General features: G+C 62.4%; 21 protein-coding genes. 10 read left to right on the top strand and 11 right to left on the bottom strand.

The window, feature by feature from the left end:
- Window positions 1-127: 127 nt before the first annotated feature.
- The 5 genes from NTD80_RS19195 to NTD80_RS19175 all read right to left on the bottom strand — a co-directional run bounded on the left by NTD80_RS19195 (window position 128) and on the right by NTD80_RS19175 (window position 9,537).
- Window positions 128-1,747, bottom strand: a complete 1,620-nt coding sequence (locus tag NTD80_RS19195) for a J domain-containing protein (RefSeq protein ID WP_262134582.1) — start codon at window positions 1,745-1,747, stop codon at window positions 128-130.
- A gap of 10 nt (window positions 1,748-1,757) precedes the next feature.
- Entirely contained in the window at window positions 1,758-3,455 is a 1,698-nt protein-coding gene (locus NTD80_RS19190) for a molecular chaperone HscC (RefSeq protein WP_065899474.1), read from the bottom strand.
- Window positions 3,456-3,769: 314 nt separating this feature from the next.
- Window positions 3,770-5,227 carry an AdeC/AdeK/OprM family multidrug efflux complex outer membrane factor gene (adeC, locus tag NTD80_RS19185; RefSeq protein WP_065899473.1) on the bottom strand — a complete coding sequence of 486 codons (1,458 nt, stop codon included), beginning with the start codon at window positions 5,225-5,227 and terminating at the stop codon, window positions 3,770-3,772.
- On the bottom strand, window positions 5,224-8,385 hold the full coding sequence (locus NTD80_RS19180; RefSeq protein WP_065899472.1) for an efflux RND transporter permease subunit: 3,162 nt from the start codon (window positions 8,383-8,385) through the stop codon (window positions 5,224-5,226). Before NTD80_RS19180 ends, adeC begins: the two co-directional genes overlap by 4 nt.
- Before the next feature lie 3 nt (window positions 8,386-8,388).
- A complete protein-coding gene (locus NTD80_RS19175; protein ID WP_106804900.1) occupies window positions 8,389-9,537 on the bottom strand; it encodes an efflux RND transporter periplasmic adaptor subunit in 1,149 nt (382 codons plus the stop codon).
- Window positions 9,538-9,823: 286 nt separating this feature from the next.
- Here NTD80_RS19175 and NTD80_RS19170 point away from each other — a divergent pair, with 286 nt between their 5' ends.
- Window positions 9,824-10,456, top strand: a complete 633-nt coding sequence (locus NTD80_RS19170; RefSeq protein ID WP_065899470.1) for a TetR family transcriptional regulator — start codon at window positions 9,824-9,826, stop codon at window positions 10,454-10,456.
- A 234-nt stretch (window positions 10,457-10,690) separates the two neighbouring features.
- Here the strand turns inward: NTD80_RS19170 and NTD80_RS19165 are convergent, their stop codons facing one another.
- From NTD80_RS19165 to NTD80_RS19155, 3 genes are read right to left on the bottom strand one after another with little or no spacing between them, the layout of a single operon-like run.
- Window positions 10,691-11,746: an alkene reductase gene (locus NTD80_RS19165; RefSeq protein ID WP_065899469.1), complete on the bottom strand. Its 1,056-nt coding sequence runs from the start codon at window positions 11,744-11,746 to the stop codon at window positions 10,691-10,693.
- Window positions 11,747-11,775: 29 nt separating this feature from the next.
- Entirely contained in the window at window positions 11,776-12,942 is a 1,167-nt protein-coding gene (locus NTD80_RS19160) for an MFS transporter (protein WP_262134580.1), read from the bottom strand.
- Between the two features lie 13 nt (window positions 12,943-12,955).
- Window positions 12,956-13,270 carry an ArsR/SmtB family transcription factor gene (locus tag NTD80_RS19155; RefSeq protein ID WP_065899467.1) on the bottom strand — a complete coding sequence of 105 codons (315 nt, stop codon included), beginning with the start codon at window positions 13,268-13,270 and terminating at the stop codon, window positions 12,956-12,958.
- Between the two features lie 154 nt (window positions 13,271-13,424).
- Between NTD80_RS19155 and NTD80_RS19150 the strand changes: the two genes are divergently transcribed.
- Window positions 13,425-14,009 carry an ACP phosphodiesterase gene (locus tag NTD80_RS19150; RefSeq protein WP_262134579.1) on the top strand — a complete coding sequence of 195 codons (585 nt, stop codon included), beginning with the start codon at window positions 13,425-13,427 and terminating at the stop codon, window positions 14,007-14,009.
- Window positions 14,010-14,120: 111 nt separating this feature from the next.
- Here NTD80_RS19150 and NTD80_RS19145 read toward each other — a convergent pair whose 3' ends face one another.
- Together NTD80_RS19145 and olsB are read right to left on the bottom strand one after the other, a co-directional pair.
- Entirely contained in the window at window positions 14,121-14,912 is a 792-nt protein-coding gene (locus NTD80_RS19145) for a lysophospholipid acyltransferase family protein (protein ID WP_262134578.1), read from the bottom strand.
- Complete coding sequence (gene olsB / locus NTD80_RS19140) at window positions 14,912-15,667, bottom strand: L-ornithine N(alpha)-acyltransferase (RefSeq protein WP_049709576.1); 756 nt, start codon at window positions 15,665-15,667, stop codon at window positions 14,912-14,914. Before olsB ends, NTD80_RS19145 begins: the two co-directional genes overlap by 1 nt.
- Before the next feature lie 186 nt (window positions 15,668-15,853).
- On the opposite strand from olsB, the gene NTD80_RS19135 reads away from it, so the two are divergent.
- From NTD80_RS19135 to NTD80_RS19120, 4 genes are all read left to right on the top strand, one after another.
- Window positions 15,854-16,927 (top strand): serine hydrolase domain-containing protein, encoded by a 1,074-nt coding sequence (locus NTD80_RS19135; RefSeq protein ID WP_262134577.1) that lies wholly within the window; start codon window positions 15,854-15,856, stop codon window positions 16,925-16,927.
- Window positions 16,924-17,238 (top strand): amidase, encoded by a 315-nt coding sequence (locus NTD80_RS19130; RefSeq protein ID WP_262134576.1) that lies wholly within the window; start codon window positions 16,924-16,926, stop codon window positions 17,236-17,238. Before NTD80_RS19135 ends, NTD80_RS19130 begins: the two co-directional genes overlap by 4 nt.
- A gap of 320 nt (window positions 17,239-17,558) precedes the next feature.
- A complete protein-coding gene (locus tag NTD80_RS19125; RefSeq protein WP_262134574.1) occupies window positions 17,559-18,140 on the top strand; it encodes a YceI family protein in 582 nt (193 codons plus the stop codon).
- A 1-nt stretch (window position 18,141) separates the two neighbouring features.
- Window positions 18,142-19,299 (top strand): phospholipase D-like domain-containing protein, encoded by a 1,158-nt coding sequence (locus tag NTD80_RS19120; RefSeq protein ID WP_065899460.1) that lies wholly within the window; start codon window positions 18,142-18,144, stop codon window positions 19,297-19,299.
- A 114-nt stretch (window positions 19,300-19,413) separates the two neighbouring features.
- Here the strand turns inward: NTD80_RS19120 and bglX are convergent, their stop codons facing one another.
- Window positions 19,414-21,705 (bottom strand): beta-glucosidase BglX, encoded by a 2,292-nt coding sequence (gene bglX / locus NTD80_RS19115; RefSeq protein ID WP_262134573.1) that lies wholly within the window; start codon window positions 21,703-21,705, stop codon window positions 19,414-19,416.
- Window positions 21,706-21,943: 238 nt separating this feature from the next.
- Here bglX and NTD80_RS19110 point away from each other — a divergent pair, with 238 nt between their 5' ends.
- The 4 genes from NTD80_RS19110 to NTD80_RS19095 all read left to right on the top strand — a co-directional run bounded on the left by NTD80_RS19110 (window position 21,944) and on the right by NTD80_RS19095 (window position 25,390).
- Window positions 21,944-22,555 (top strand): LemA family protein, encoded by a 612-nt coding sequence (locus NTD80_RS19110; RefSeq protein ID WP_065899458.1) that lies wholly within the window; start codon window positions 21,944-21,946, stop codon window positions 22,553-22,555.
- An 18-nt stretch (window positions 22,556-22,573) separates the two neighbouring features.
- The gene (locus tag NTD80_RS19105; RefSeq protein ID WP_065899457.1) at window positions 22,574-23,302 is read left to right on the top strand and encodes a TPM domain-containing protein; all 729 of its coding nucleotides are present in this window, start codon (window positions 22,574-22,576) and stop codon (window positions 23,300-23,302) included.
- A 31-nt stretch (window positions 23,303-23,333) separates the two neighbouring features.
- Window positions 23,334-23,951 carry a TPM domain-containing protein gene (locus NTD80_RS19100; RefSeq protein WP_106804892.1) on the top strand — a complete coding sequence of 206 codons (618 nt, stop codon included), beginning with the start codon at window positions 23,334-23,336 and terminating at the stop codon, window positions 23,949-23,951.
- A gap of 221 nt (window positions 23,952-24,172) precedes the next feature.
- A complete protein-coding gene (locus tag NTD80_RS19095; protein WP_262134572.1) occupies window positions 24,173-25,390 on the top strand; it encodes a class I SAM-dependent methyltransferase in 1,218 nt (405 codons plus the stop codon).
- Window positions 25,391-25,564: the final 174 nt, after the last annotated feature.

The raw sequence follows: 25,564 nt of genomic DNA, 5'->3' as shown, positions 1-25,564 counted from the left end.
TGTTATTGGGGTTATGCAGGTGGCGGCCATGGTGCGGGGCGGTGCGGGGACGATTCAATCGGGGGAGGGCGGGTTGTGGGCGATGATCGAACGCAAGTTGCCGGGCCGTCGGGCCCGGCAGTCAGGGTCAGCGCTTGGGCAGGTCGAAGTGGGTCCAGGGGAAGCTCGGCAGGTAGTGCTGGGCGGCAACGATCAGCGCCACCATTACCACCAGGAACACCGCTTGCAACGGGCTCCAGAACGCCCAGTGCAAGCCATTCAGCCACGGGTAGCCTTCGGCGAAGGCAGGGCTCATGGAACCGATGCGTTTTTTGTGCAAGAGGTGGATCAGGACCATGCCGGCATAGGTGAGCGCGCCGAGCACGCCGAGCATCAGCCCGCAGGCCACCAGCATGATCGCCTGCGGCACGCCGTGGCGTATCACCAGCCAGTATTCATTGGGGTTGATCCGCTTGGGGATCAGGTACTGGCTCAGCCACAGGTCGGGTACCCGATAGGTGGAACTCATCCCGGCCCACAGTTGCGTCACGCGAAAACCGATGGCGGCCGGCACGAACGCCATCAGCATGAAGATCACGAGCGACATCAGGTTCAGGTTGTCGGGTTTGTCGTGCGCGATGCTCAGGCCGAAACCCAGGGCGAACACACCCCACAGCCGGATAAACACCTGGGTGTAGATGGGCCGGGGCACGAACTTGCGCCAGAAAAACAGCTGTTTGTGGGGCAGGCGTTCGAGCAGTTGCGGGTAGCGCCAGGTGAGCGTTTCGGCCAGGTGCTGGCAGGCTTGCCAGTCGTTTTCGCCGAAGGTGTCGGTCAGGCGTTTTTGTTGCGTGGCCGACATCGGCGTCAGCAGCAGGCGCGCGGCCAGCGCATCGGCCGAGTTGCGTCGCTGGTCCTGGGCCTTGTCGAGCAGGTTGGCGTAGAAGCTTTCCTGCTCGCAGCGGGACACCAGTTGGCGCCATATCCAGGCGGGTTCCGGGTACACGCCTTTCTGGTCGTCCCAGCCGAACGCCTGGCACACCCGTTCAAACAGCGGCACGCTCCATTGCGTGTCGTGGAGCACGTGCAGGACGATACGTTGCCACTGTTGCTGCAGGTCAAAGACCCGCAGCCAAGGCTGGTTGTTGTAGTGGGTGAGCCGGGTGATGAACTCGCGCTCGGCCTTTTGCTCGAGCAGTTCCTGCAAGGTGCGGCGGTAATCCTGCAGCAGCTCGCTGGTCAGCGCTTCGTATTGCCAGGGGGTCATCGTCACCTGCTGCCACGGCGTCAGCCATTCCAGGTGCTGGACTGCCCAACTGGCGATGGCGCTGCGCTCGCCCGGGGCATCGAAACAATGACGCAGCAGGAGGGTCTGGAAGGCATCGGCGCAGCCCTGTTGGCGGGCCTGGGCCCAGCGCTCGTCGAGGTTATCCACGCTGAGGCCGCTGAGCAGCGCCTGGGCCGGGTTCGGCGCCGACGCCTCGAAGGGGGCAGGGCTGAGCGGGCGAACGTCCATCAGTTCGGCCAGGTCGCTGAGGTTGCCGTAGGCGGCTTCGGCCACAGGCGCCTCGACCCGGTCCTCGTCCTCGTCCTGGTTATCGACGCGCCAGCGCGCTTCACTCAGGGCTTCTTCGTAGGCCTCGCGCAGGCGCTGGAAGCCTTCGGCGTCTTCGTCCGGGCGGCAGCTTTTGAGCAGCCGCGCATAAGTGCGCTTGATGGTGCGCTCGTCGGCATCTTCCGGCAGTTGCAGCACGGTCCAACAATCCATGGAGTGTCCCTCAGCGCCAGAACCCGTTGTCGAGTTGCTCGAGTTGGCGGGTCAGTTCACTGCGCGCTTCGCGGATGCGGCGTTCGTCCTGGGTGTCGAGCACCTGCTGGAATTGCCCGGCCCAGTGCCCGAGCTGCTCGCGCAACTCACCCAGGCTTTCCTGATAGAGGCGTTCGAGGCGGGCGACGAGCACGGTGTTGACCTGCTGGTCGCGGGGATGAACCTTCAACTCTGCCAAGGCTTGCAGGCGCTGCTGGATCTCCTGCGGGTTAAGTACGCCGGGGTTGTTCTCGATCACCAGCGAGTGTTGCTCGCCGGTCAGCGGGATTTTCACCTGGGCTTCCAGCAGGCCGTTGTTGTCGTAGGTGAAACGCACGTCCAGCGAGACTTCACCGGCCTTGCGCTTGGGCACGGCAATTTCCAGCTGGCCCAGCTCGATGTTGTCTTTGACCAGGCGGCTTTCGCCCTGGTAGATCTTCAACAGCACGCGGGTCTGGTCGTCGTACAGGGTGAACACACTTTTGACCCGGCTGACCGGCACGCTGCTGTTGCGTTCGATCAACGGCAGGTAGTGGCCGCTTTCGATGTGGCTGCCGTACTGGTTCGAGGTCTCGATACCGAGGGTGTAGGGGCAGACGTCGGTCAGCACGACTTCTTCGAGGGCGGCCGAACGTGCCTTCAACGCGGCCTGGATCGCGGCGCCGTGGGCGACCACCTGGTCGGGATCGAGGCTGATGGACGGGAAGCGCCCGAACAGGCCGGCGGCGAGTTTGCGCACCAGCGGCATGCGCGTGGTACCGCCGACCAGCAGGATTTCATCGAGGTCGCCAACGCGAATCCGCGCATCGCGCAGGGCCCGTTCGATCGGCGCGCGCAGGCGTTCGAGCAGCGGCGTGTAGAGCTTGGCCAGTTCCTGTTGGGTGATGGTCGTGACCCATTGCTGGCCGTCGACGCGCAGGCTGAAGTCGGCGCTGTCGTCCTGGCCCAGGGCCTTGCGCACGCGCTCGGCCTCGCGGCGCAGGGCTTGCAAGACGCTGCTGGTGGGCGGGAAACCCTGGGCGTTGCGCTGGCTGTCGACAAAGTGTTCGAGCAGCAGCGTGTCGAAGTCTTCGCCGCCGAGGAAGTTGTCGCCGGCGCTGGCGCGCACTTCCATCACGCCGTCGAACAGCTCGATGATCGACACGTCGAAGGTGCCGCCACCGAGGTCGAACACCAGGAACGAGGTTTCCTTGTCGCGCTGGTGCAGGCCGTAGGCGAGGGCGGCCGCGGTGGGCTCGTTGATCAGTTTCTCGACGTTGAGCCCCGCCAGTTCACCGGCGATGCGCGTGGCCTTGCGTTGGCCGTCGCTGAAGTAGGCGGGCACGCTGATCACGGCTTCGGTGACGGTATGGCCGTAGGTGCGCTCGATATCTTCCTTGAGACTCTTGAGCACCAGTGCCGAGAGTTCTTCAGGACGGAACGAACGGTCGCCCAGACGCACTTCGGTGGCACTGCCCATGTAGCGCTTGAACAGCGAAGTGGTCAGGTGCGGGTGCGTGTGCAGGCGTTCTTTGGCGGCCTGGCCGACCAGCACGCGGCCTTGATCATCCAGCCCGACCACGCTGGGGGTGAGCATCTGGCCCAGGGCGTTGGGCACCAATTCAGTGGCATCACCCCGCCAGACTGCCGCGAGACTGTTGGTGGTCCCCAAGTCGATTCCTACGATCATTACGACAAGCTCCCTCTGTGGTCTGTAAGAATCTGTTACCAATTTTACCCTGAAAGGTTGAAGGGAGCGCAAGGTGCACGACCGGGGATAGCCGGATCGGTGGGGTTGGAGTGAGATGGGCAGCCGAGCAAAAAACACGCGGCTTTTCTGTAGGAGCTGGCTTGCCTGCGATGCAGGCACCTCGGTACATCAGTGACACCCATTCGATGCAATCGCAGGCAAGCCAGCTCCCACAGAAAAGCACCGTCGGGAAGTGAACTGACATAAAAAAACCGCTTCCGGTAAGGGAAGCGGTTTTATCTACAGCCGCACTGTCAGAACAACTTCAGCGGCGGTGCTTGTTCTTTCAACGGCTCGTTCTTCGCGGTCTGCTCGTTCCAGCCACCGCCGAGGGCTTTGTACAGGTTGACCTCGCTGTTCAGCTGCGCCAGGCGGTCGGTGATCAGCGATTGCTGGGCACTGAACAGTTGGCGCTGGGCGTCGAGGAAGGTCAGGTTGCTGTCGACACCGATGCGGTAGCGACGCTCGGCCAGGCGGTAGTAATCCTGGTTGGCGGCGACGAAGCCACGTTGGGCATCCAGCTGCTGCTTGTAGGTTTCACGCGCGGCGAGGCCGTCGGAAACTTCCTGGAAGCCGGTCTGGATTGCCTTCTCGTAGTTGGCCACGTTGATCTCTTTCTGGATCTTCGAGTAGTCCAGGCTTGCGCGCAGGCTACCGGCGTTGAAGATCGGGATGTTGATCTGCGGGGCAAACGACCAGGTCCCCGAGCCGCCTTTGAACAGGCCGCCCAGGGTCGGGCTGGCAGTGCCGGCACTCGCGGTCAGGCTGATGCTCGGGAAGAACGCCGCACGGGCTGCGCCGATATTGGCGTTGGCCGCCTTGAGGTTGTACTCGGCCTGCACAATGTCGGGACGACGTTGCAGCAGGTCCGATGGCAACCCGGCCGGCACTTCGCTGAGCAGGTCATCCGACAGCGGCTTGCTGGTGATGTTTGCCGGCAAGCCGGTGCCCAGCAGCAGGGTCAGGCTGTTTTCGTCCTGGGCCACCTGGCGGGTGTAGCGCGCCAGTTGCACACGGGCGTTTTCCACCGAGGTGCGCGCCTGGCTGAGGTCGAGGGCCGAGGCCACGCCGACTTCGTTGCTGCGCGAGGTCAGCTTGTAGCTCTGCTCGAACGCGCCGAGGGTGTCCTGGGTCAGCTTGAGCAGTTCCTTGTCGGCCTGCCAGGTCAGGTAGGCATTGGCCACGCTGGCCACCAGGCTGATCTGGGTGCTGCGCCGCGCTTCTTCAGTGGCGAAGTACTTCTGCAGTGCTTCTTCACTCAAGCTGCGCACGCGACCGAACAGGTCCAGCTCATACGAGCTGATCCCGAGGCCGGCCGAGTATTGGCTGGTGATCCCGGCTTCGCCGGTCTGCGACAACTTGGCCGGGGTACGCGAACGGCTGCCGCTGCCCGTGGCCGAGATGGCCGGGAACAGGTCGGCACGCTGGATCTGGTACTGCGCGGCGTAGGCGTCGATGTTCAAGGCCGCGACGCGCAGGTCACGGTTGTTCACCAGCGCGGTCTGGATCAGCTGTTGCAGGGCAGGGTCATGGAAAAACTGCTTCCAGCCCTGCTCGGCAGCGGCCTGGCCCGGCGCCTGGGCCGACGAATACGCCGGCCCCTGCGGGTATTGCGCTGCTACCGGCGCGTCGGGGCGCTGGTAGTCAGGTATCAACGAGCAGCCACTGAGCACGAATGCCGTGACGGCTAGGGAAAGTAGCGACTTGCTCATTGGCCAGCCTCTTTAGGAGTTTCAGTAGTGTCGGTCTTTTTACGCTCGCCAACGGCCGACACGGTTGCAAAGAACAGTGGCACCCAGAAGATCGCCAGGACGGTGGCGGTGATCATACCGCCAATTACGCCGGTACCGATGGCGTGCTGGCTGCCTGAGCCTGCACCGGTGGAGATCGCCAGTGGCAATACGCCGAGCATGAACGCCATGGACGTCATGATGATCGGACGCAGACGCATGCGGGACGCCTCGATGGCGGCTTCGACGATGCCCTTGCCTTGTTCGTGGAGCTCTTTGGCGAACTCCACGATCAGGATGGCGTTCTTCGCCGCCAGGCCCACGGTGACCAACAGGCCCACCTGGAAGAACACGTCGTTGGACAGGCCGCGCAGGCTGGTGGCAATCAATGCACCGATCACACCCAGTGGCACTACCAGGATCACCGCGATCGGGATCGACCAGCTTTCGTACAGTGCCGCGAGGCACAGGAACACCACCAGCAGCGACAGCGCGTACAGCGCAGGCGCCTGGGAGCCGGAGAGGCGCTCTTCATACGACAGGCCGGTCCATGCATAGCCGACGCCGGCTGGCAGGTCCTTGGCGATACGCTCGACTTCCGCCATCGCATCACCGGTACTGTAGCCAGGTGCCGGGGTACCGAGGATTTCCATCGCCGCTACACCGTTATAGCGCGAGAGTTTCGGCGAACCGAAGATCCACTGGCCCGACGAGATGGCCGACAGCGGCACCATCTTCCCGGAGCTGCTGCGCACGAACCACTTGTTCAGGTCTTCCGGAGACATCCGGCTGGCCGCGTCACCCTGCACGTACACCTTCTTCACACGACCACGGTCGATGAAGTCGTTGATGTAGCTACCACCCAGGGCAATCGCCAAGGTCTGCTGGATATCCGCCAGGCTGATGCCCTGGGCGCTGGCCTTCTCGTCGTCGACGGTGAGCTCGTACTGCGGCTCATCGTTCACGCCGTTGGGACGCACACCTGCGAGGATCTTGCTTTGCGCCGCTGCACCGAGGAACTGGTTGCGTGCCGCCATCAGCTTCTCGTGGCCGACGCCACCCTGGTCTTGCAGGAACACGTCGAAACCGGTGGCGTTACCCAGCTCCAGTACCGAAGGCGGAACGATGGCAAATACCATGGCGTCCTTGAAGGCCCCGAAGAAGTAACCCTGCGCACGCTTGGCCACCTCGAATACCGACATCGACGAGTCACGCTCATCCCACGGCTTGAGCATCACAAACGCGAGGCCCGAGCTCTGGCCACGACCGGCGAAGTTGAAGCCGTTCACGGTAAACACCGATTTCACGGCCTTGCCTTCGCCCGGCTCGCCTTCCTTGTCGTTCAGCAGGAAGGCACGCATGTCGTCGATGACTTTTTGCGTACGTTCAGCCGAAGAACCGACGGGTGTCTGCACCTGGGCAAAGATCACACCCTGGTCTTCCTCAGGCAGGAACGCGCTTGGAATACGGGTGAACATCCAGATCATGCCGGCCAGGATCAGCACGTAGACCAGGAACGCTGGAAACTTGTGCTTGATCATGTTGCCCACGCCGCGCTCGTAGCTCAGTACGCCACGGTCGAAGGTGCGGTTGAACCAGCCAAAGAAACCGCGCTTGGGTTGGCCATGCTTTTCAGGGTCGATCGGCTTGAGCATGGTGGCGCACAAGGCCGGAGTGAAGATCAAGGCAACCAGTACCGACAGCGCCATCGCCGAAACAATGGTGATGGAGAACTGTTTGTAGATCACACCGGTGGAACCACCGAAGAACGCCATCGGCAACAGTACCGCCGACAGTACCAGGGCAATACCCACCAGGGCGCCCTGGATCTGGCTCATGGATTTGACCGTCGCTTCTTTCGGCGACAAGTGCTCCTCGGCCATGACCCGCTCGACGTTTTCCACCACCACGATGGCATCGTCCACCAGCAAGCCGATGGCCAGGATCATGCCGAACATGGTCAGGGTGTTGATGGTGAAACCGAACGCTGCGAGGATCCCGAAAGTACCCAGCAATACCACCGGTACGGTCATGGTGGTGATGATGGTGGCGCGGAAGTTCTGCAGGAACAGGAACATCACCAGGAACACCAGCACGATCGCTTCGACCAGGGTGTGTACAACACCGGAAATCGATTCGGTCACGACCGGGGTGGTGTCATACGGCACCACTGCCTTCATGCCAGGCGGGAAGAACGGCTCCAGGGACGCCACGGTGGCGCGGATGGCCTTGGCGGTGTCCAGGGCGTTCGCACCGGCAGCCAGCTTGATCGCCATGCCGGAAGCCGGCTTGCCGTTGAACTGTGCACTGATGCTGTAGTTCTGGCCGCCCAGTTCGATACGCGCGACGTCACCCAGGCGCACCTGCGAGCCGTCGGCATTCACTTTCATCAGGATCTTGGCGAACTCTTCGGCGCTTTGCAGGCGCGTCTTGCCGATGATGGTGGCGTTCAGTTGGGTGCCGGGCAGGGCAGGCAGGCCGCCGAGTTGGCCGGTGGCCACCTGGACGTTCTGCGCCTGGATCGCGTTGCTCACATCCACCGGCGTCAGCTGGTAGTTGTTCAGCTTGGCCGGGTCGAGCCAGATACGCATGGCGTACTGCGAACCGAACACCTGGAAGTCACCTACACCCGCGGTACGCGAGATCGGGTCCTGGATGTTGGACACGATGTAGTTGGAGAGGTCGTCCTTGGTCATGCTGCCGTCTTCCGACACCAGACCGATCACCATCAGGAAGTTCTTCACCGACTTGGTCACGCGGATACCCTGCTGCTGCACTTCTTGCGGCAGCAGTGGGGTCGCCAGGTTCAGCTTGTTCTGCACCTGGACCTGGGCGATGTCCGGGTTGGTACCCTGGTTGAACGTCGCGGTGATGGTCATGCTGCCGTCGGAGTTACTGTCCGAGGCGACATAACGCAGGTTGTCGATACCGTTGAGCTGTTGCTCGATCACCTGTACCACGGTGTCCTGCACGGTTTGTGCAGACGCACCTGGGTAGGTCACCTGGATATCAATGGCGGTTGGCGCAATGGCCGGGTATTGGTTGATGGGCAACTTCAGGATCGACAGTGCCCCGACCAACATGATCACCAGGGCAATTACCCAGGCGAAAATGGGACGGTCGATAAAAAATTTCGACATGGGTTACTCCCCCTGGCCAGCAGCGGCAGCAGGAGCAGCAGCGGAACCTGCGGGCTTGGCGTTGTCCGCGTCCTTGACCTTGACTTCGATGCCCGGCTTGATGAATTGCAGGCCTTCGGTGATCACGCGGTCACCGGCGTTCAAGCCTTTTTCCACCAGCCAGTAGGCGCCGGCAGTGCGGTTGGCCACCAGCTGGCGCTGCTCGACCTTGTTGTCCTTGTTCACCACCAGCGCGGTCGGGATGCCCTTGATGTCGCGGGTCACGCCTTGCTGCGGGGCCAGGATGGCCTTGCTGTTCACACCGGCCTGCAACTGGGCGTGGACGAACATGCCAGGCAACAGGGTGTGGTCAGGGTTGGGGAACACGGCGCGCAGGGTCACGGAACCGGTGGTCTGGTCAACCGACACTTCGGAGAACTCCAGCTTGCCGTCCAGGCCGTAGTCGCTGCCGTCTTCCAGGGTCAGCTTGACCTTGGCGGCATTGGCGCCGGCTTTCTCCAGCTGGCCGCTTTCCAGGTCGCGGCGCAGTTTCAGCATTTCAGCCGAAGATTGCGTGACGTCGACGTAGATCGGGTCCAGTTGCTGGATCACGGCCATGGCATCGGCTTGGCCGTTGCTGACCAGCGCGCCTTCGGTCACCGAAGAACGCCCGATACGCCCGGAGATCGGCGCGAACACTTTGGTGTAGCGCACGTTGATCTGGGCGGTTTGAACGTTTGCTTCGGCAGTCATGCGGTTGGCGACCGCGGTGTCGTATTCCTGGCGGCTGACGGCTTGCTCATCGACCAACTGCTTGTAGCGGTCGGTGATGGACTTGGTCTGGGTCAGGCTGGCTTGTGCGCTTTTCAGCGTGGCTTCATAGACCGACGGGTCGATCTGATAAAGCTGCTGGCCTTCTTTCACATCCGCGCCTTCCTTGAACAGGCGCTTGAGAATGATCCCGTTGACCTGCGGGCGAACTTCCGCGATGCGGTAGGCAGTGGTGCGGCCCGGCAGTTCGGAGGTCAGGGTATAGGCTTGCGGTTGAAGGGTGACCACGCCGACCTGAGGGGTTTGAGCGGGCGGAGCCGCTTCTTCCTTTTTACATCCGCTGAGCAGCGATGCCAGGGCGACGGCAGTGACCAGAGCGGTAACAGCTGGCTTAAGTTGCATGAAGATCCTCGGGTCAGGCGCGCAGAGTGCGCACAAGAAGTGTGGAAGGGTAAAAAACAAGCTGTGAGTAGATAAGTAGCTTGCTACGCAATATACTTACGTTCATGGTTGTTTGTAAACTCTTGACAGGCTTCGCGGAATGTTGACAAAGCACCGCCCAAAGCCTCGATTTTAGTACGTTCGGCGCCCATGACGGTGTCGTCCCACAATTATTCAGATGATCGTTACCGCCTATTGATCGTGCGTTACCGATAGTCCCAAGTGTCCTGATTGAGGTTTTACTGCCATGGTTCGTCGCACCAAAGAGGAAGCTCAGGAAACGCGCAGCCAGATTCTCGCCGCCGCCGAGCAAGCCTTCTATGAGCGCGGCGTTGCGCGGACCACGCTGGCTGACATCGCCGCGCTGGCCGGGGTGACGCGGGGTGCCATCTATTGGCATTTCAGTAATAAATCCGATCTGTTGCAGGCGCTGCTCGACACCCTGCATGAGCCGCTGGATGAGTTGGCGCGCGCCAGCGAAAGCGAGGATGAACTCGACCCGCTCGGGTGCATGCGCAAGCTGTTGATTCATTTGTTTCATCAAGTGGCCCTGGACCCGAAAACCCGGCGCATCAATGAGATCCTGTTTCATAAGTGCGAATTCACCGATGAAATGTGCGATATGCGCCGTCAGCGCCAGACCCACAGCCTGGAATGCAACCTGCGCATCGGCCTGACACTGCGTAATGCGGTCCATCGCGGGCAACTTCCGGAAAACCTCGACACTACCCGAGGGGCAGTGTGCATTCATGCCTACATCAACGGGTTGATTGGCCAGTGGCTGCTGGTCCCCGACAGTTTCCAACTGCACCAGGACGCCGAACGCTGGGTGGATGCCGGGCTGGACATGCTGCGCTGGAGCCCCAGCCTGCGCAATTAAGACAAAATGCGTAATTGCATCCAGTTGTGTCAACAGTAAAGCCCAAGGACCGTCAATCGTCCTTTTGCCTGATCGGTGGGGTGACTTTATATACGGGCTGGCGGGCGGTTGATAGGTAGCCGCCTAAGTATTTTGTAGCGATTTTGTTGCAAGGCTGTGAAGGAATGTTTCTTCGCACTCAAGAAAAAGCCCCGGTTCTCGCGAGCCGGGGCTTTTTCGTTTCAGCAAGTTACATCACAGGGCCAGTGTCGGGTAGTCGATGTAGCCGACCGGACCCTTGCTGTAGAAGGTGTCCGGGCGTGGTTCATTGAGCGGCGCCTCGGCCTTCAGGCGTGCTGGCAGGTCCGGGTTGGCAATGAACGGTACGCCGAAGGCCACCGCATCGGCCTTGCCCGCCGCCAGCCAGGCGTTGGCGCTGTCCTTGGTAAAGCGCTCGTTGGCAATGTACGCGCCGCCGAAGGCCTTTTTCAATTGTGGACCGAGGCTGTCGCCGGCTTCTTTTTCGCGGGAGCAGATGAACGCGATACCGCGCTTGCCCAGCTCGCTGGCGACGTAGGTGAAGGTTTCTGCCAGGTTGTCGTCACCCATGTCGTGGGCATCGGCGCGTGGTGCCAGGTGCACACCGACACGGCCGGCGCCCCAGACTTCGATGGCTGCGTCGGTCACTTCCAGCAGCAGGCGTGCACGGTTTTCCAGGGAGCCGCCGTAGAGGTCGGTACGCTGGTTGGTGCTGCTCTGCAGGAACTGGTCGAGCAGGTAGCCATTCGCGCCGTGGATTTCCACGCCATCGAAGCCGGCGGCCTTGGCGTTCTCGGCGCCGGTGCGGTAAGCGTCGACGATGTCGGCGATTTCAGCGGTTTCCAGCGCACGTGGCGTCGGGTAGTCCGCCAGTGGGCGCACCAGGCTCACGTGGCCTTTAGCCTGGATGGCGCTCGGAGCCACCGGCGTTTCGCCGTTCAGGTACGACTCGTGGGAGATACGGCCCACGTGCCACAGCTGCAGGAAGATCTTGCCACCGGCACCGTGCACCGCCTTGGTGACGTTGGCCCAGCCACGCACCTGGTCGTTGGACCAGATCCCCGGAGTGTCCGGGTAGCCCACGCCCAGTGGCGTCACCGAGGTGGCTTCGCTGAGGATCAGCCCGGCGGAGGCGCGTTGCACGTAGTACTCGGCCATCAGCGCGTTGGGTACGCGGCCGGCGTCGGCACGGCAGCGTGTCAGCGGCGCCATGATGATGCGGTTCGCCAGTTCCAGGTCGCCCAGTTTGATCGGATCGAAAATAGTCGTCATGGGGAAAACACCTTTCTCTTTGAAGTTGATCAGTTGGTCGCAGGTGCCAGGTCGGCATCGCCGCTCTGACGGAAAGTAATCAAGGTCACCACCAGCGCGAGGATCGCCAGGGCGGCGGCTGCCAGGGGCACGCTGGTCAGGCCGAAACCGTGGGCAATGACACTGCCGCCGACCCAGGCACCCAGGGCGTTGCCGATGTTGAAGGCGCCGATGTTCAAGGTGGAGACCAGGTTCGGTGCAGCCTTGCCGAAGGTCACCACGTTGATCTGCAGCGCAGGGACGGCGGCAAACGAGGCGGTGGCCCACAGGAACAGGGTGATTTCAGTCGGGATCACGGCGATGCTGGTCCAGGTCAGCGCGGTGGAGACCACCGCCATGCTGATGAACACGCCGATCAGCGTGGCCGCCAGGCGTTTGTCCGCCAGCTTGCCGCCGATGATGTTGCCCACGGTGAGGCCCAGGCCGATCAGCAGCAGGGTCCAGGTCACGCCTTTGGGGGAGACGCCGGTGACGTCGCCAAGCAGAGGCGCCACGTAGGTGAAGAGGGTGAACATGGACGCGGCGAACAGCGCGGTCATGGTCAGCGACAGCCAGATGCCGGCGCCTTTGAGGGCGGCCAGTTCGGCACGCATGTCGAGTTTTTCTTCGTTACGCTTGGCCGGCAGGAAGCGGATCAGGCCGATCAGCGCCACGACGCCAATCACCGTCACGGCCCAGAAGGTCGAGCGCCAGCCGGCTGCCTGGCCCAGCGCCGTACCCAGCGGCACGCCGAGCACGTTGGCCAGGGTCAAGCCGGTGAACATCAAGGCCACTGCCGAAGCGCGTTTGTTGGCCGGTACCAGGTTGGCGGCCACCACCGAGCCGATCCCGAAGAACGCACCGTGGCACAGCGCGGTGACCACTCGGGCAAACATCAGCACGTTGTAGTCACTGGCCAGGGCGCACAGCAGGTTGCCGACAATGAAGATGCCCATCAACGCTACCAGGGCGGCCTTGCGCGGCAGCTTGGCGGTGGCCAGCGCCATGAACGGCGCGCCGATGGCCACGCCCAGGGCGTAGCCGGTGACCAGCCAGCCGGCGCCGGGAATCGACACGCCGAGGTCCGCCGCCACATCGGGCAGCAAGCCCATGATGACGAACTCGGTGGTGCCGATGGCGAAGGCGCTCAGGGCCAGTATGAGTAGCGAGAGGGGCATTTGCGTTTCCTTGTTACAGCGGTGCGCTGAGTTCAGTGATGAGCGCCGTGAGGAAGGCTTGGATCACTTCCTCATTGCGTTTGAAAAAGTGCCACTGCCCGGCCTTCTGGCTGCTGATCAGTCCCGCCCGTTGCAAGGTCGCCAAGTGGGCCGACACCGTCGACTGGGACAAGCCGCAGCGCTGGTCGATCTGCCCGGCGCAGATGCCGTATTCGTGGTTGTGCAGTTGCTCGGGGAACTGCACTTTCGGGTCTTTCAGCCAGGTGAGGATGTCTCGTCGTACTGGGTGCGCCAGGGCTTTTATTATTTCGTCGAGGTCGATGGACATGGCAGGTGCTCGGTGTCGTAAAGCGTTATATCGCGATGAGGCGAACCTTAAATCGTTATATCCCGATATACCAATATGATTTTGGTCTGAGGTCAGGCTAAATCGGTATATCGGGTTATAACGATACGTTGTCGGCAGTGCTAGACTGCGCGCCATGAATTATCTCGCACATCTGCACCTGGGCGGCCAACTTCCTGCGCAACTGCTGGGCAGCCTGTATGGCGATTTCGTCAAAGGCCGCCTGCAGGGCCAGTTCAGCCCGCAAATCGAGGCGGCGATCCAGCTGCATCGGTCCATCGACCGCTTCACCGACAGTCACCCGCTGGTCGGCGAGGCGTTGTCGCGTTTCAGCCTGACCCGCAGGCGCTACGCGGGGATTGTCCTTGATGTGTTCTTCGATCATTGCCTGGCGCGCGATTGGGCGCTGTATGCCGACCAGCCGCTGGAGCGCTTCACCGCGCAGGTCTACCGCGTGCTCGCCGCCGAGCCGCAGTTGCCAGGGCGGCTGGCGCAGATTGCGCCGTACATGGCGGCGGATGACTGGTTGGGTTCTTACCGCGAGTTTGCGGTGATGGAGCAGGTGTTGCGGGGGATCTCGCGGCGCCTGACGCAACCCGAGGAACTGGGCCAGGCCATGCAGGAATTGCGGGTGCTGTATGAGCCGCTGAGTGAGGATTTCCGGCGGTTCTATCCGCAGTTGCAGGCGTTTGCACGCACCCAACTGGTCAGTGGGGTCTAAGGTGGGAGCGGGCTTGCCTGCGATCTCGATGTGTCAGCAACCGCTGCATTCACAGGTAGACCGTCATCGCAGGCAAGCCAGCTCCCACACTTTAACCGTGTTCAGTTGATATCAGGCTGCAAACGCAGGTCGGGTATCCACCTGTTCAGCTTCCGGCAACGGCCCAAACAACGCCTTTTGCACCGCTTGCTGCGCCTGGAACGCCAGTGCCGCGCGTTCCTGCCCGGCGCAGGCGATGGGTTTGAGCACATGGATTTCCACATCGCCCTGGTCATTGGCAAACAGGCGCATCAGGTGTGAGAGCAAATCGTCATCGCCAATGAACGGGGCCAGCGGGTCGACTTGCCCGTCGCGCAGGTAACGGATCGCCACGGGCTGCAGCGACACATCGGCCTCGATCGCACTCGCCAGCAAGCGCCCGTGGAAGGTGCGCAGGCTGCGCCCGTCGGTAGTGGTGCCTTCGGGGAACATCAGCAGCGGGTGCTGTTGCTCCAGATGACGGGTCATCTGCTTGCGGATCAACTGGCTGTCACCTGAACCGCGGCGGATAAACAGGCTGCCGGCCTTGGCCGCCAACCAGCCGGCCACCGGCCAGGTGCGCACTTCGGCCTTGGACAGGAACGACATCGGCGTGACCATGCCCAGCAGCGGGATGTCGGTCCACGACACGTGATTGCTCACCCATAGCATCGGCGTTTGTGGCAGCTCACCGTGCACCGTCACGCGAAAGGGCAGGGCGTTGGTCAGTCGCGCCATGAAAAACCGCGACCAGCGTTGGCGGCGCACCATCGAATTGGCCACCCCCATGCGTTCGAACACGCCAAACACACTGGCCATGCTCAAGCCCAATGCCACCACCCCCAGTACCCGGGCAATGCGCCCGTATGCGCGCAGGCGGCTCATCACATGGCCGCCTTGAAGTGACGTGCATAGCGCGGGCACAGCTCGTCGCGCTTGAGCAGGATGAACACGTCGGCGACCTGGAAGTCTTCATCCCAGCACGGCTCGCCGCAGATCTTCGCACCCAGGCGCATGTAGGCCTTGAGCAGCGGCGGCATTTCGGCGATCACGTTGGACGGCAGGTCCAGCGCCGGCAGCGGTTTTTTCGGTTCGGCGCGCAGGTGTTCGTTGCACAGGTAGCGCTCGCGCAGGCGCTGCATGATCGCGTGGGCCTGGATGCCGCCGTCGTGCATCGGGATGCTCGCGCACCCCATCAGGTAGCTGTAGCCGCCCTGGTTGAGCACTTCGGCCAACTCGCCCCACAACACGGCGATGGTGCCGCCATTGCGGTAGGCCGGGTCGACGCAGGTGCGGCCGATTTCCAGGATCGGGCCCTGCAAGTGCAGCAAGCCATGCAGGCTGAATTCTTCTTCGCTGTAGAACCGGCCCAAGGTGCTGGCGGCCTGGTGGTCGAGCAAACGGGTGGTGGCGACGAGTCGACCGCTGTTCAAGTCCCGCACGCCGATGTGGCTGCAGTGAACATCATAGTCATCCATGTCCAGGCCCAGTTCCGCGCCTTTCAGCTTGGCGTTGAACTCGCCGCTGAACACGTTGAACCGCAGGGCCTGGGCTTCCTGCAAAGCCTGCGCGCCGATCAGGCGTTCGGCTTGCAGACGGCGTTCATTGCCGGTGTCGCTGATGCGGGCGATCTGAGTCATGGCGAGTCTCCGAGTGCCGGCCACGATTTCGGCCGGTCGACTTTGTTGTCCAAAGTCAGGCTATGTAGCCTCGGTGTCATCTCCATGAAGTTATGGTGACGCTTGGATGACAGCCCCCCTTGTCGCAAATCTGTCATCGGCCTCGGCTAGGCTCGCGGGCTTGAATGCCCCCTTGAGTTTGCGTCCATGGTCCGAGGCCTGTTGTGCGTTGCCCTGCTGTTAGCCACCGTCACCGCCCGCGCCGAAACCTGGCCGGACAAGGAATGGGTCAAGGGCACACCGCTTGAAGGCCCCGCTGTCGAAGCGCTCAACACTTATGCGTTCCCGCCGCGTGATGACACCACCCGACAAGGCATCCGCACCGATGCGTTGCTGGTGATCCGTGACGGCGAAATCATTTATGAACGCTACGCCGCGCCCACCACTGCCACCACGCCGCACCTGACCTGGTCCATCAGCAAAAGCCTGATGGCCACCGTGCTGGGCGTGGCCTTCGGTGATAATCGCTTCAAACTGACCGACCCGGCGGCGCGGTTTTACCCGCCGATGAAACAGCACCCCACGGTGACCATGGCTGACCTGTTGCACTGGGCCTCGGGCCTGGACTGGCAGGAAGACTACGAATACGCCCCGTTGAAATCCTCGGTGGTGGCGATGCTCTACACCCGTGGCCACGCCGACATGGCCGAGTTCGCCGCCGACACCGAAGCTTTCGCCGCCCCGGGCCAGGTCTTTCGTTACTCCAGCGGTGACAGCAATATTCTCTCCGCCACCCTTAAAGGCATGCTCGGCCACAAGGCCTATATGAGCTACCCGTGGGATGCACTGTTCAAGCCGCTGGGGATTCACAACGCCACGTGGGAGACCGACGCCGACGAAACCTTTGTCGCCTCGTCCTACGCCTACCTTACCGCCCGTGATCTGGCGCGTGTCGGCCTGCTGATGGCGCGAGACGGGCGCTGGGGGGAACAACAGCTGGTGCCCAAGGCCTGGGTCGATTTCAATCGCCAGCCGTTCGGTCGCTACCAGGCAGGCCAGGACGAAGCCGTGCCCGGCGGCCAATGGTGGCTCAACCAAGGGGCTCCACGCCCGTGGCCCGACGCCCCTGCGGACACCTTCGCCGCCCTGGGCCACTGGGGCCAGGCGCTGTTTGTAATGCCTGAAGAACATTTGGTGATCGTGCGCTACGGCGATGACCGCGATGGCAGCTACCGCCATAACGAACTGCTCAAGCGCGTGCTGGCGGCGGTGAAGCCATGATCCGTCGTCGCCCGTTTACCAGCCTGTTTCTGCTGCTGTTGCTCGCCCTGCTGGGATGGATCTGGCACGAGCGCGTCAACCTGCAAGCCTTCCCCGACATCATCGCGGCCTATACCGCCAAGGAGTATTGCTCGTGTCGGTATGTGGCGAACAACCCCGCTGAATATTGCCGGGGGTATGTGCAGCAGTACGTGCCCACCAGCGCATTCACCGACAACCCGGAGCGCAGTGAAGTGACGGCCAGTGGGTTGGGGCGCACACACAGCGCGCGGTGGTACGGCGATCGGCAGGGGTGTCGCCTCAACCCCTGACACACCGCCTTCCCATGCAGGCGCCGCCAAGCCGGCGATAGGGTTGTTGGCTGGTCTACCGCCATCGCAGGCAAGCCAGCTCCCACATTTGCTCGGCTTTGTCAGTTGCATCGCGCCAGTACGCGGTGGCAGGTGTCGCCCGAATTCCTGACACACCGCCTTCCCATGCAGGCGCCGCCAAGCCGGCGATAGGGTTGTTGGCTGGTCTACCGCCATCGCAGGCAAGCCAGCGCCCACACTTGATCGGCTTTGTCAGTTCCATTGCACCGGGCCCACGGCACAGTTAAGGTTCGTGCAGGTTTTTTGCCGCATGAGTCTTTATGTTCAATGTCAAACCCCTGGCCTTCTTCCTGCTGATCGCCGCCGCTGCGCCTGCACACGCCGATTGGTACCTGGACAACGAGTCCTCGCGCCTGTCCTTCGTGACGACTAAAAACACCGAGATTGCCGAGGTGCAGCGCTTCCTGGTGTTGCACGGCAAGGTCGACGGCAAAGGCGCGGCGCAGTTGGAGGTGGAGCTGGAGTCGGTCAACAGTGGCATTCCGCTGCGCGATGAGCGCATGCGCAACCAGCTGTTCGAGATCAAGACTTTCCCTGGCGCGCTGATCAACGCGCAGATCAACCTGCAACCCATCAACGACCTGGCGCCTGGCGCGCAATTGGAATTGCGCCTGCCACTGAGCGTGACGTTGCATGGCAAGACCCAGACCTACAGCGCCGAGCTGTTGGCCACGCGCCTGGATGATCGACGGTTTCAGGTGGTGACCCTGGAACCAGTGGTGTTGCATGCCGAGGATTTCGAGCTGGTGCCGGGTGTGGCCGCGTTGCGCAAGGCGGCGGGGCTCAAGTCGATCAGTTTGTCGGTGCCGGTGGGTGCGGTGCTGATTTTCACGGCGCGCTGACGTGAGCGGCGCGGTCTTCCCCTGGCGCAGCGCCAACCGTTTCGAGTTGTTGATCGACGGCCCGCAATTTTTCCCACAGATGTTGGTGGGCATTGCCCGCGCCGAGCGGCAAGTCGATGTGGAGTTGTACCTGGTGGAAGCCGGCGCCTGCGCCGAAGCCATGGTGCAGGCGCTGGTGTTGGCCGCCGAACGCGGGGTGCAGGTGCGCTGCCTGTTTGATGATTACGGTAGCCTGGCCTTTACCTTGGGGCTGCGCAAACGCTTGACCGACGCCGGCGTGGCGTTGCGTTTTTACAATCGCCTGAACTGGCGACGGTGGATGCGCAATCTCTACCGTGACCACCGCAAGCTGTTGTTGATCGACCAGCACATCGCCGTGGTCGGTGGCACGGGCGTTACCGATGAGTTCTGGACGCCGGGGCAAGACACTGCCGACTGGCACGAAGTGATGGTGCAGATCAGCGGCCCGTTGGTGCAGGACTGGCAGGCACTGTTCGATCGCCAGTGGCACGCCAACGCCGCGCGGCGCGAGTGGAAACCCGCCACGCATTTTGGTTTGCCCCGCTTGCCCAAGGTGCCGGCGACCGGGCCGGGCCTGGGGCGCGTGGCCTATGCCGATGCCCGCCAGCACCGCGATATCCTGCAATCGCTGATCCGCGCCTTGAACAGCGGCCAGCACCGTATCTGGCTGGCCACGCCGTATTTCCTGCCGACCTGGAGTGTCCGCCGTGCCTTGCGCCGCGCAGCCGGGCGCGGGGTGGACGTGCGCCTGTTGCTCACCGGCCCACGCACCGATCACCCGTCCGTGCGCTACGCCGGGCACCGTTATTACCCGCGCCTGCTGCGTTCGGGGGTGCAGATCTTCGAATACCAGCCGTGTTTCCTGCACCTGAAGATGGTGCTGGTGGACGATTGGGTCAGCGTCGGCTCATGCAACTTTGATCACTGGAATTTGCGCTTCAACCTGGAAGCCAACCTGGAAGCGTTGGACCCGGAATTGACGCAGGCGGTGGCGGGCAGTTTCGAGCGCGACTTTGCCCAGAGCCTGGCGGTGAGCCTGGAGGCGTGGAAGGCGCGGCCATTGTGGCGGCGGGTGAAGCAGCGGGTGTGGGGGTGGATTGATCGGCTGGTGGTCAACTTGCTTGATCGACGCGGCTGATTCGATCACATCGATAAACGGTGGGAGCTGGCTTGCCTGCGATGACGTTGGTGAGTGTTCCACCGCTATCGCAGGCAAGCCAGTTCCCACATTGACCGTGTCTACAGCTTCAGGTCAGAGCAGTTCGAAGGTTTGTTGCTGCACATCCTGGGAGTCCAGCCCGATCTGCACGTTGAACTGGCCGGGTTCGGCGGCGTATTTCAGCTGGGTGTTGTAGAACTTCAAATCGTCCTCGGTGATGGTGAAGTGCAGCGTGCGCTCCTCACCGGCCTTGAGCATGACCTTCTGGAAGTTTTTCAGTTCTTTGATCGGGCGGATCATCGAGCCGGCCACGTCCTGGATATACAGCTGCACCACGGTTTCGCCGTCGATCTTGCCGGTGTTTTTCAGCGTGACACTGGCGTCGAGCTTGCCGGTCTTGTTCAGGGTGGTCGACGACAACGCCATTTCCGACAGGCTGAACGTGGTGTAGCTCAGGCCATAACCGAACGGGAACAGCGGCCCGGTGACGTCATCGAAGTACTGCGAGGTGTAGTTGCCCGGCTTGCCCGGGGTAAAGGGCCGGCCGATGGTCAGGTGGTTGTAGTAGGTCGGAATCTGCCCCACCGAACGTGGGAAGGTGATCGGCAGCTTGCCCGACGGGTTGTAGTCACCGAACAGCACGTCGGCAATCGCGTTGCCGCCTTCGGTGCCGGCGAACCAGGTTTCCAGGATCGCGTCGGCCTGTTGGTTCTCTTCGAGGATCGACAGCGGACGACCGTTCATCAACACCAGCACCAGCGGCTTGCCGGTGGCCTTGAGGGCCTTGATCAGGTCGCGCTGGCTTTGCGGGATGTTCAGGTCGGTGCGGCTAGACGACTCGTGGGACATGCCGCGCGATTCACCCACGGCAGCCACCACCACGTCGGCATCCTTGGCGGCCTTGACCGCTTCATCGATCAGCACTTGCGGCGAACGGGTGTCATCCACCACTTCCGGGGCATCGAAGTTGAGGAAGTTGAGGTAGTCGACCACGGCCTTGTCGTTGGTGATGTTGGCGCCCCGCGCGTAGATCACCTTGCCTTTTTCGCCGATCACGGCATTCATGCCGTCGAGCAGGGTCACCGACTGCGCCGGTTTGCCGGCGGCGGCCCAGCTGCCCATCATGTCGATCGGTGCCTTGGCCAGCGGGCCGACGAGGGCGATGGTCGCGGATTTTTTCAACGGCAGGGTGTCGTTCTGGTTCTTCAGCAGTACCAGGCTGCGGCGCGCGATGTCGCGGGCCTCGCTGCGGTGCAGGCGGCTTTCGGCGTAAGTGTCGGCCGGGTCATCCTCGGCCTTGCCGATGCGCAGGTACGGGTCGGCGAACAGGCCCATGTCGTACTTGGCGCCGAGCACTTCGCGCACGGCGTTGTCGATGTCGCTCTGCTCGATCTCGCCGGACTTGAGCAAGCCGGGCAATTCCTTGCCGTACAGCGAGTCGTTCATGCTCATGTCGATACCGGCCTTGATCGCCAGCTTGGCGGCTTCACGCCCGTCCTTGGCCACGCCGTGCTTGATCAGCTCGAAGATCGCGCCATGGTCGCTCACGGCCAGGCCCTTGAAACCCCAGTCCTTGCGCAGCAGATCGTTCATCAGCCAGGTGTTGGCGGTGGCGGGGACGCCGTTGATCGAGTTCAGCGCGACCATCACGCCGCCGGAGCCGGCCTTGATCGCCGCGTGGTAGGGCGGCAGGTAGTCCTGGTACATCTTGACCGGGCTCATGTCGACCACGTTGTAGTCACGCCCGCCTTCCACCGCGCCGTACAGGGCGAAGTGCTTGACGCTGGCCATGATGCTGTCGGCATTGGCGGGGCTGGTGCCCTGGAAGGCCTTGACCATCACTTCGGCGATGCGCGAGACCAGGTAGGTGTCTTCGCCGAAACCTTCGGAGGTGCGGCCCCAGCGCGGGTCGCGGGAGATGTCGACCATCGGCGCGAAGGTGATGTCGAGGCTGTCGGCGGCAGCTTCCTGGGCGGCGATGCGCCCGGAGCGGCCGATGGCGTCCATGTCCCAGCTGGACGCCAGGGCCAGGCTGATCGGGAAGATCGTGCGGTGGCCGTGGATCACGTCATAGGCGAAGAACATCGGGATCTTCAACCGGCTGCGCATGGCTGCGTCCTGCATCGGACGGTTTTCCGGGCGGGTGATCGAGTTGAAGGTGCCACCGATGCGGCCGGCGGCGATTTCCTTGCGGATCAGCTCGCGGGGCATCTCGGGGCCGATGCTGATCAGGCGCAACTGGCCGATCTTTTCATCGAGGGTCATCTGCTTGAGCAGGTCGCTGACGAAGGCGTCCTTGTCCTTGAGCGCAGCAGGCTTTGTTTCTGCCCAGACGGGGTGGGTGGCCAGAGTGGCAACAAGGCCGAGCAAACACAGCTTCTTCATGAATATCCTTTTTCGGCTCACTGCACAGCGCTGGGGCTGATCGGCCAAAATGTGGGGAGCGTCTATTGTTGTTCGGGTGTTGTTCAGATAAATGCAGCACACTCTGAACTCTTTTTCGCGCTGGGCATCTTTGTAGCTGATTGGCTCAATGCATTCCAGTGGTGGCGGATTATGCCCCAAGCGCGCGGTTTATAGGGTTAGTCGTCACATTCCATCCAGTTTGGTCAGGAGAAACACCATGCAAGCAGCACACTCTTCCCGCTGGGGCCTCAAGGCCGCGGCTTTGCTACTGATCAGCACGCTGCTGAGCGGTTGTGGCATCAACACCATCCCGACCCTGGATGAACAGGCCAAGGCCGCCTGGGGCCAGGTGCAGAACCAGTATCAACGCCGTGCCGACCTGATCCCCAACCTGGTGGAAGTGGTCAAGGGCTACGCCGCCCATGAGCAGGACACCCTGACCGCCGTCATTGAGGCACGGGCCAAGGCCACCTCGATCCAGGTGGATGCCAGCACCCTCGACAACCCGGAAAAACTCAAGCAGTTCCAGCAGGCCCAGGATGGTTTGAGCGGTGCCCTCAGCCGCTTGATGGTGGTGTCCGAGCGTTACCCGGACCTGAAGGCCAACCAGAACTTCCTGGCCCTGCAATCGCAGCTTGAAGGCACCGAAAACCGTATCGCCGTGGCCCGCCGCGACTTTATCCAGGCGGTGCAGGCCTACAACACCGAGATCCGCACTTTCCCCGGTCGCTTGTGGCACAGCGTGATGTACAGCGATCTGCCGATCCGCGCCACGTTTGAAGCCACCAGTGCCGATGCCGATAAAGCGCCGCAAGTGAAGTTCAAATAAGGCTGCATTGAGGTGTCGATGCGTTTATTCAGGATAGGCCTGGCGCTGTGGCTGCTGGCCTGCGTGGGCGTGGCCCAGGCGGCGCTGACCTTCCCGGCATTGACCGGTCGGGTGGTGGACACCGCCCAGATGATCGACCCGGCGACCCGGGAGCAGATCACCCAGCAATTGCAGGCGCTCGAGCAAGCCCGTGGCGACCAGATCGTGGTGGTCACAGTGCCCGACCTGCAGGGGGTGCCGATTGAAGACTACGGTTATCAGTTGGGCCGCCAGTGGGGCATTGGCCAGAAGGGCAAGGACAACGGCGCGCTGTTGATCGTCGCCCGCGATGAGCGCAAATTGCGCATCGAAGTCGGCTATGGCCTGGAAGGCGTGCTGACCGATGCGCAGTCCTGGGTGATCATCAACCAGGTGATCGCGCCCAAGTTCAAGGCTGGCAATTACAGCCAGGGCATCAGCGATGGTGTTTCGGCGATGGTGCAGGTGGTCGGCGGTGAACCGCTGGCGGTGCCGGCGCACGTGGCGGACGCCAACTTTGCCAAGGATAATCCGGGGTTTTCCATCGGCCTGTTTATCTTGCTGATCGGTGTGCTGTGGCTGTGCAATCGGCTGGGGCTGCCAGTGGGCGCCATTTTGCTGGCGATCCTCAGCAGCAGCGGGCGCGGCGGTGGTGGCGGAGGCGGTGGCGGTGGTTTCCGCGGCGGCGGTGGCGGTTTCGGCGGCGGCGGGGCCTCGGGCGGCTGGTAATGACAATAACGACAACAGAGCATCTACAACCATGGCACTACTGAGTGAACACGAGCAACGCCAGGTCGCCGAGGCGATTGCCCGCGTCGAGCAGCAGACCGACGCCGAACTGGTGACGGTACTGGCTGCCCGCGCGGACGACTACGCCTACATCCCACTGCTGTGGGCCAGCCTGATCGCGTTGGTGGTGCCGGGTGTGGTGCATTACTTGTCCGGCTACTTGACCATGTACACCTTGCTTTTGGCGCAGTGGGCGACGTTTATCGTGCTGTGCCTGGTGTTTCGCCTGCCCAAGGTCACCACCCGCCTGATCCCGCGCTCGGTGCGCCATTGGCGCGCGTCCAACCTGGCGCGCCGGCAGTTCCTGGAGCAGAACCTGCACCACACGCTGGGCAGCACCGGTGTGCTGATTTTTGTCAGCGAGGCCGAGCGCTACGTGGAGATCCTGGTGGATGAGGGGATTTCCAAGCGCCTGGATGACAGCAGTTGGGACACCATCGTCAGGGCGTTCACTCAGCAAGTGAAACAGGGGCAGACACTGGCGGGGTTTATTGCCTGCATTGAAGCCTGCGGGGAGTTGCTCAAGGTGCATGTGCCGGTCACGCAGACCCGCAATGAGCTGCCCAATCGCCTGGTCGTGCTCGAATAGCTCATTTTGCTCCAGGTGGGAACTGGCTTGCCTGCGGGGCGGGCAACTGGGTCTGTCAGGCCTGTCGAGGTGATGCAATCGCGGGCAAGCCCGGCTCCCACATAAGGTGCGTCCCGCCGTGGATGGGCAGGGTTGATTGACCGTTGATCAAATAACCCCGTGCCCTCGGCCCCCATCCCCCCTAAAATGCCCGGCATCCCCAGCCCGAGGCTTTTTTGTTCATGTCTGTCACCGCTCAACCTGCCCGCCCTGCGCCGGATCATCACGCCCAGTTCATCGAACTGTTGAGCGCAAGCCTGGCGCAGCATGCGTTTATCAAGCTGGTGCTGGCCAAGTACGTCGGTGCGGAAGCCGAGCTGCAGCGGCTGATCATCAAGCAGGTAGAGGTCAAGGAGCAGCCGTGCCTGTCCTTCGTCTACCGCTACAAGACCCGCGACATCACCAAGAATTTCGCGCTGGCCGAAGGCGTGGCGATGATTGCCGAGTTGCTGCCGGCGTCCTTCAAGAACGCGCACCTGCTGTCGCTGACCGATGAAGCGCAGCTGGAATACAGCAAGAAGAACAAAAGCTCGCTGTTCAAAAGCAAGCCGCAGCAACTGCGCGAGGCGCCTTCGGCTGAGCATAACCGCGAGAAGAATCGCTTCCTCGACCTGAGCCGGCCGTTCCTCGCCGACCTCGGCGTGACCGATGCCAGGCAGGCGCTGATCCCGTCGATGTCGCGCAAGTGGAAGCAGATCAACAAGTTCATCGAAGTGTTCAGCCATGCGCTGACCTCATCACCGTTGAAGCTGGACCAGCCGGTGCGCGTCGCCGACTTCGGCTCGGGCAAGGGCTACCTGACCTTTGCGATTCACGATTACCTGCGCAACACCCTCAAGGCCGAGGGTGAAGTGACCGGCGTGGAACTGCGTGAAGACATGGTGACCCTGTGCAACAGCGCCGCTGCGCGCCTGGAGCATCCGGGCCTGGTGTTCAAGTGCGGCGACGTGCGCAGCGTGGCGCCGAGCGAGCTGGACGTGATGATCGCCCTGCATGCCTGCGACATTGCCACCGATTACGCGATCCACACCGGCATCCGTTCCGGCGCGTCGATCATCATGTGCTCGCCGTGCTGCCATAAGCAGATTCGCCTGCAGATCCAGAGCCCGGCGCTGCTCAAGCCGATGCTGCAGTACGGCCTGCACCTGGGACAGCAGGCGGAAATGGTCACCGACAGCTTGCGTGCGCTGTTCCTCGAAGCCTGTGGCTACGAGACCAAAGTGTTCGAGTTCATCTCGTTGGAGCACACCAACAAGAACAAGATGATCCTCGCGGTCAAGCGCGCCGACCCCGTGGACAACGCGCAGTTGCTGGCGAAAATCCAGGAGCTGAAGGCGTTCTACCACATCACCGAGCACTGCCTGGAAACCCTGCTGCGGGCGGATGGTCTCTTGAACTGAACACGCCGCGGACAGGTGCCGGCTTGTGTGGCCGCTTTCGAGCTTTAGCGAGGCTGCGAAAGCGGCGGCATGGGCGATAGAGGTGGTGGCTGAACGGCCGCCTTCGCGGGCAAGCCCGCTCCCACATTTTGACCGTACCCGTCACAGATCTCACATACCCCCCCGCAATCCCCT

This window comes from Pseudomonas sp. 13B_2.1_Bac1 (assembly GCF_025466155.1).
In the GTDB taxonomy this organism is placed as follows: Bacteria; Pseudomonadota; Gammaproteobacteria; order Pseudomonadales; family Pseudomonadaceae; genus Aquipseudomonas; species Aquipseudomonas aylmerensis.
Note: the sequence above shows the minus strand (reverse complement) of the source record. Positions and strands in the feature narration are given on the sequence as shown.

What these genes read in the sequence shown, in the direction of transcription:
- NTD80_RS19190 (WP_065899474.1), bottom strand. Translation starts at nt 3,455, where the DNA reads ATGATCGTAGGAATCGACTTGGGGACCACCAACAGTCTCGCGGCAGTC.
- bglX (WP_262134573.1), bottom strand. Translation starts at nt 21,705, where the DNA reads ATGAAGAAGCTGTGTTTGCTCGGCCTTGTTGCCACTCTGGCCACCCAC.
- NTD80_RS19175 (WP_106804900.1), bottom strand. Translation starts at nt 9,537, where the DNA reads ATGCAACTTAAGCCAGCTGTTACCGCTCTGGTCACTGCCGTCGCCCTG.
- NTD80_RS19110 (WP_065899458.1), top strand. Translation starts at nt 21,944, where the DNA reads ATGCAAGCAGCACACTCTTCCCGCTGGGGCCTCAAGGCCGCGGCTTTG.
- NTD80_RS19125 (WP_262134574.1), top strand. Translation starts at nt 17,559, where the DNA reads ATGTTCAATGTCAAACCCCTGGCCTTCTTCCTGCTGATCGCCGCCGCT.
- adeC (WP_065899473.1), bottom strand. Translation starts at nt 5,227, where the DNA reads ATGAGCAAGTCGCTACTTTCCCTAGCCGTCACGGCATTCGTGCTCAGT.
- NTD80_RS19095 (WP_262134572.1), top strand. Translation starts at nt 24,173, where the DNA reads ATGTCTGTCACCGCTCAACCTGCCCGCCCTGCGCCGGATCATCACGCC.
- NTD80_RS19155 (WP_065899467.1), bottom strand. Translation starts at nt 13,270, where the DNA reads ATGTCCATCGACCTCGACGAAATAATAAAAGCCCTGGCGCACCCAGTA.
- NTD80_RS19195 (WP_262134582.1), bottom strand. Translation starts at nt 1,747, where the DNA reads ATGGATTGTTGGACCGTGCTGCAACTGCCGGAAGATGCCGACGAGCGC.
- NTD80_RS19150 (WP_262134579.1), top strand. Translation starts at nt 13,425, where the DNA reads ATGAATTATCTCGCACATCTGCACCTGGGCGGCCAACTTCCTGCGCAA.
- NTD80_RS19105 (WP_065899457.1), top strand. Translation starts at nt 22,574, where the DNA reads ATGCGTTTATTCAGGATAGGCCTGGCGCTGTGGCTGCTGGCCTGCGTG.
- NTD80_RS19165 (WP_065899469.1), bottom strand. Translation starts at nt 11,746, where the DNA reads ATGACGACTATTTTCGATCCGATCAAACTGGGCGACCTGGAACTGGCG.
- NTD80_RS19160 (WP_262134580.1), bottom strand. Translation starts at nt 12,942, where the DNA reads ATGCCCCTCTCGCTACTCATACTGGCCCTGAGCGCCTTCGCCATCGGC.
- NTD80_RS19170 (WP_065899470.1), top strand. Translation starts at nt 9,824, where the DNA reads ATGGTTCGTCGCACCAAAGAGGAAGCTCAGGAAACGCGCAGCCAGATT.
- NTD80_RS19180 (WP_065899472.1), bottom strand. Translation starts at nt 8,385, where the DNA reads ATGTCGAAATTTTTTATCGACCGTCCCATTTTCGCCTGGGTAATTGCC.
- NTD80_RS19145 (WP_262134578.1), bottom strand. Translation starts at nt 14,912, where the DNA reads ATGAGCCGCCTGCGCGCATACGGGCGCATTGCCCGGGTACTGGGGGTG.
- NTD80_RS19130 (WP_262134576.1), top strand. Translation starts at nt 16,924, where the DNA reads ATGATCCGTCGTCGCCCGTTTACCAGCCTGTTTCTGCTGCTGTTGCTC.
- NTD80_RS19100 (WP_106804892.1), top strand. Translation starts at nt 23,334, where the DNA reads ATGGCACTACTGAGTGAACACGAGCAACGCCAGGTCGCCGAGGCGATT.
- olsB (WP_049709576.1), bottom strand. Translation starts at nt 15,667, where the DNA reads ATGACTCAGATCGCCCGCATCAGCGACACCGGCAATGAACGCCGTCTG.
- NTD80_RS19135 (WP_262134577.1), top strand. Translation starts at nt 15,854, where the DNA reads ATGGTCCGAGGCCTGTTGTGCGTTGCCCTGCTGTTAGCCACCGTCACC.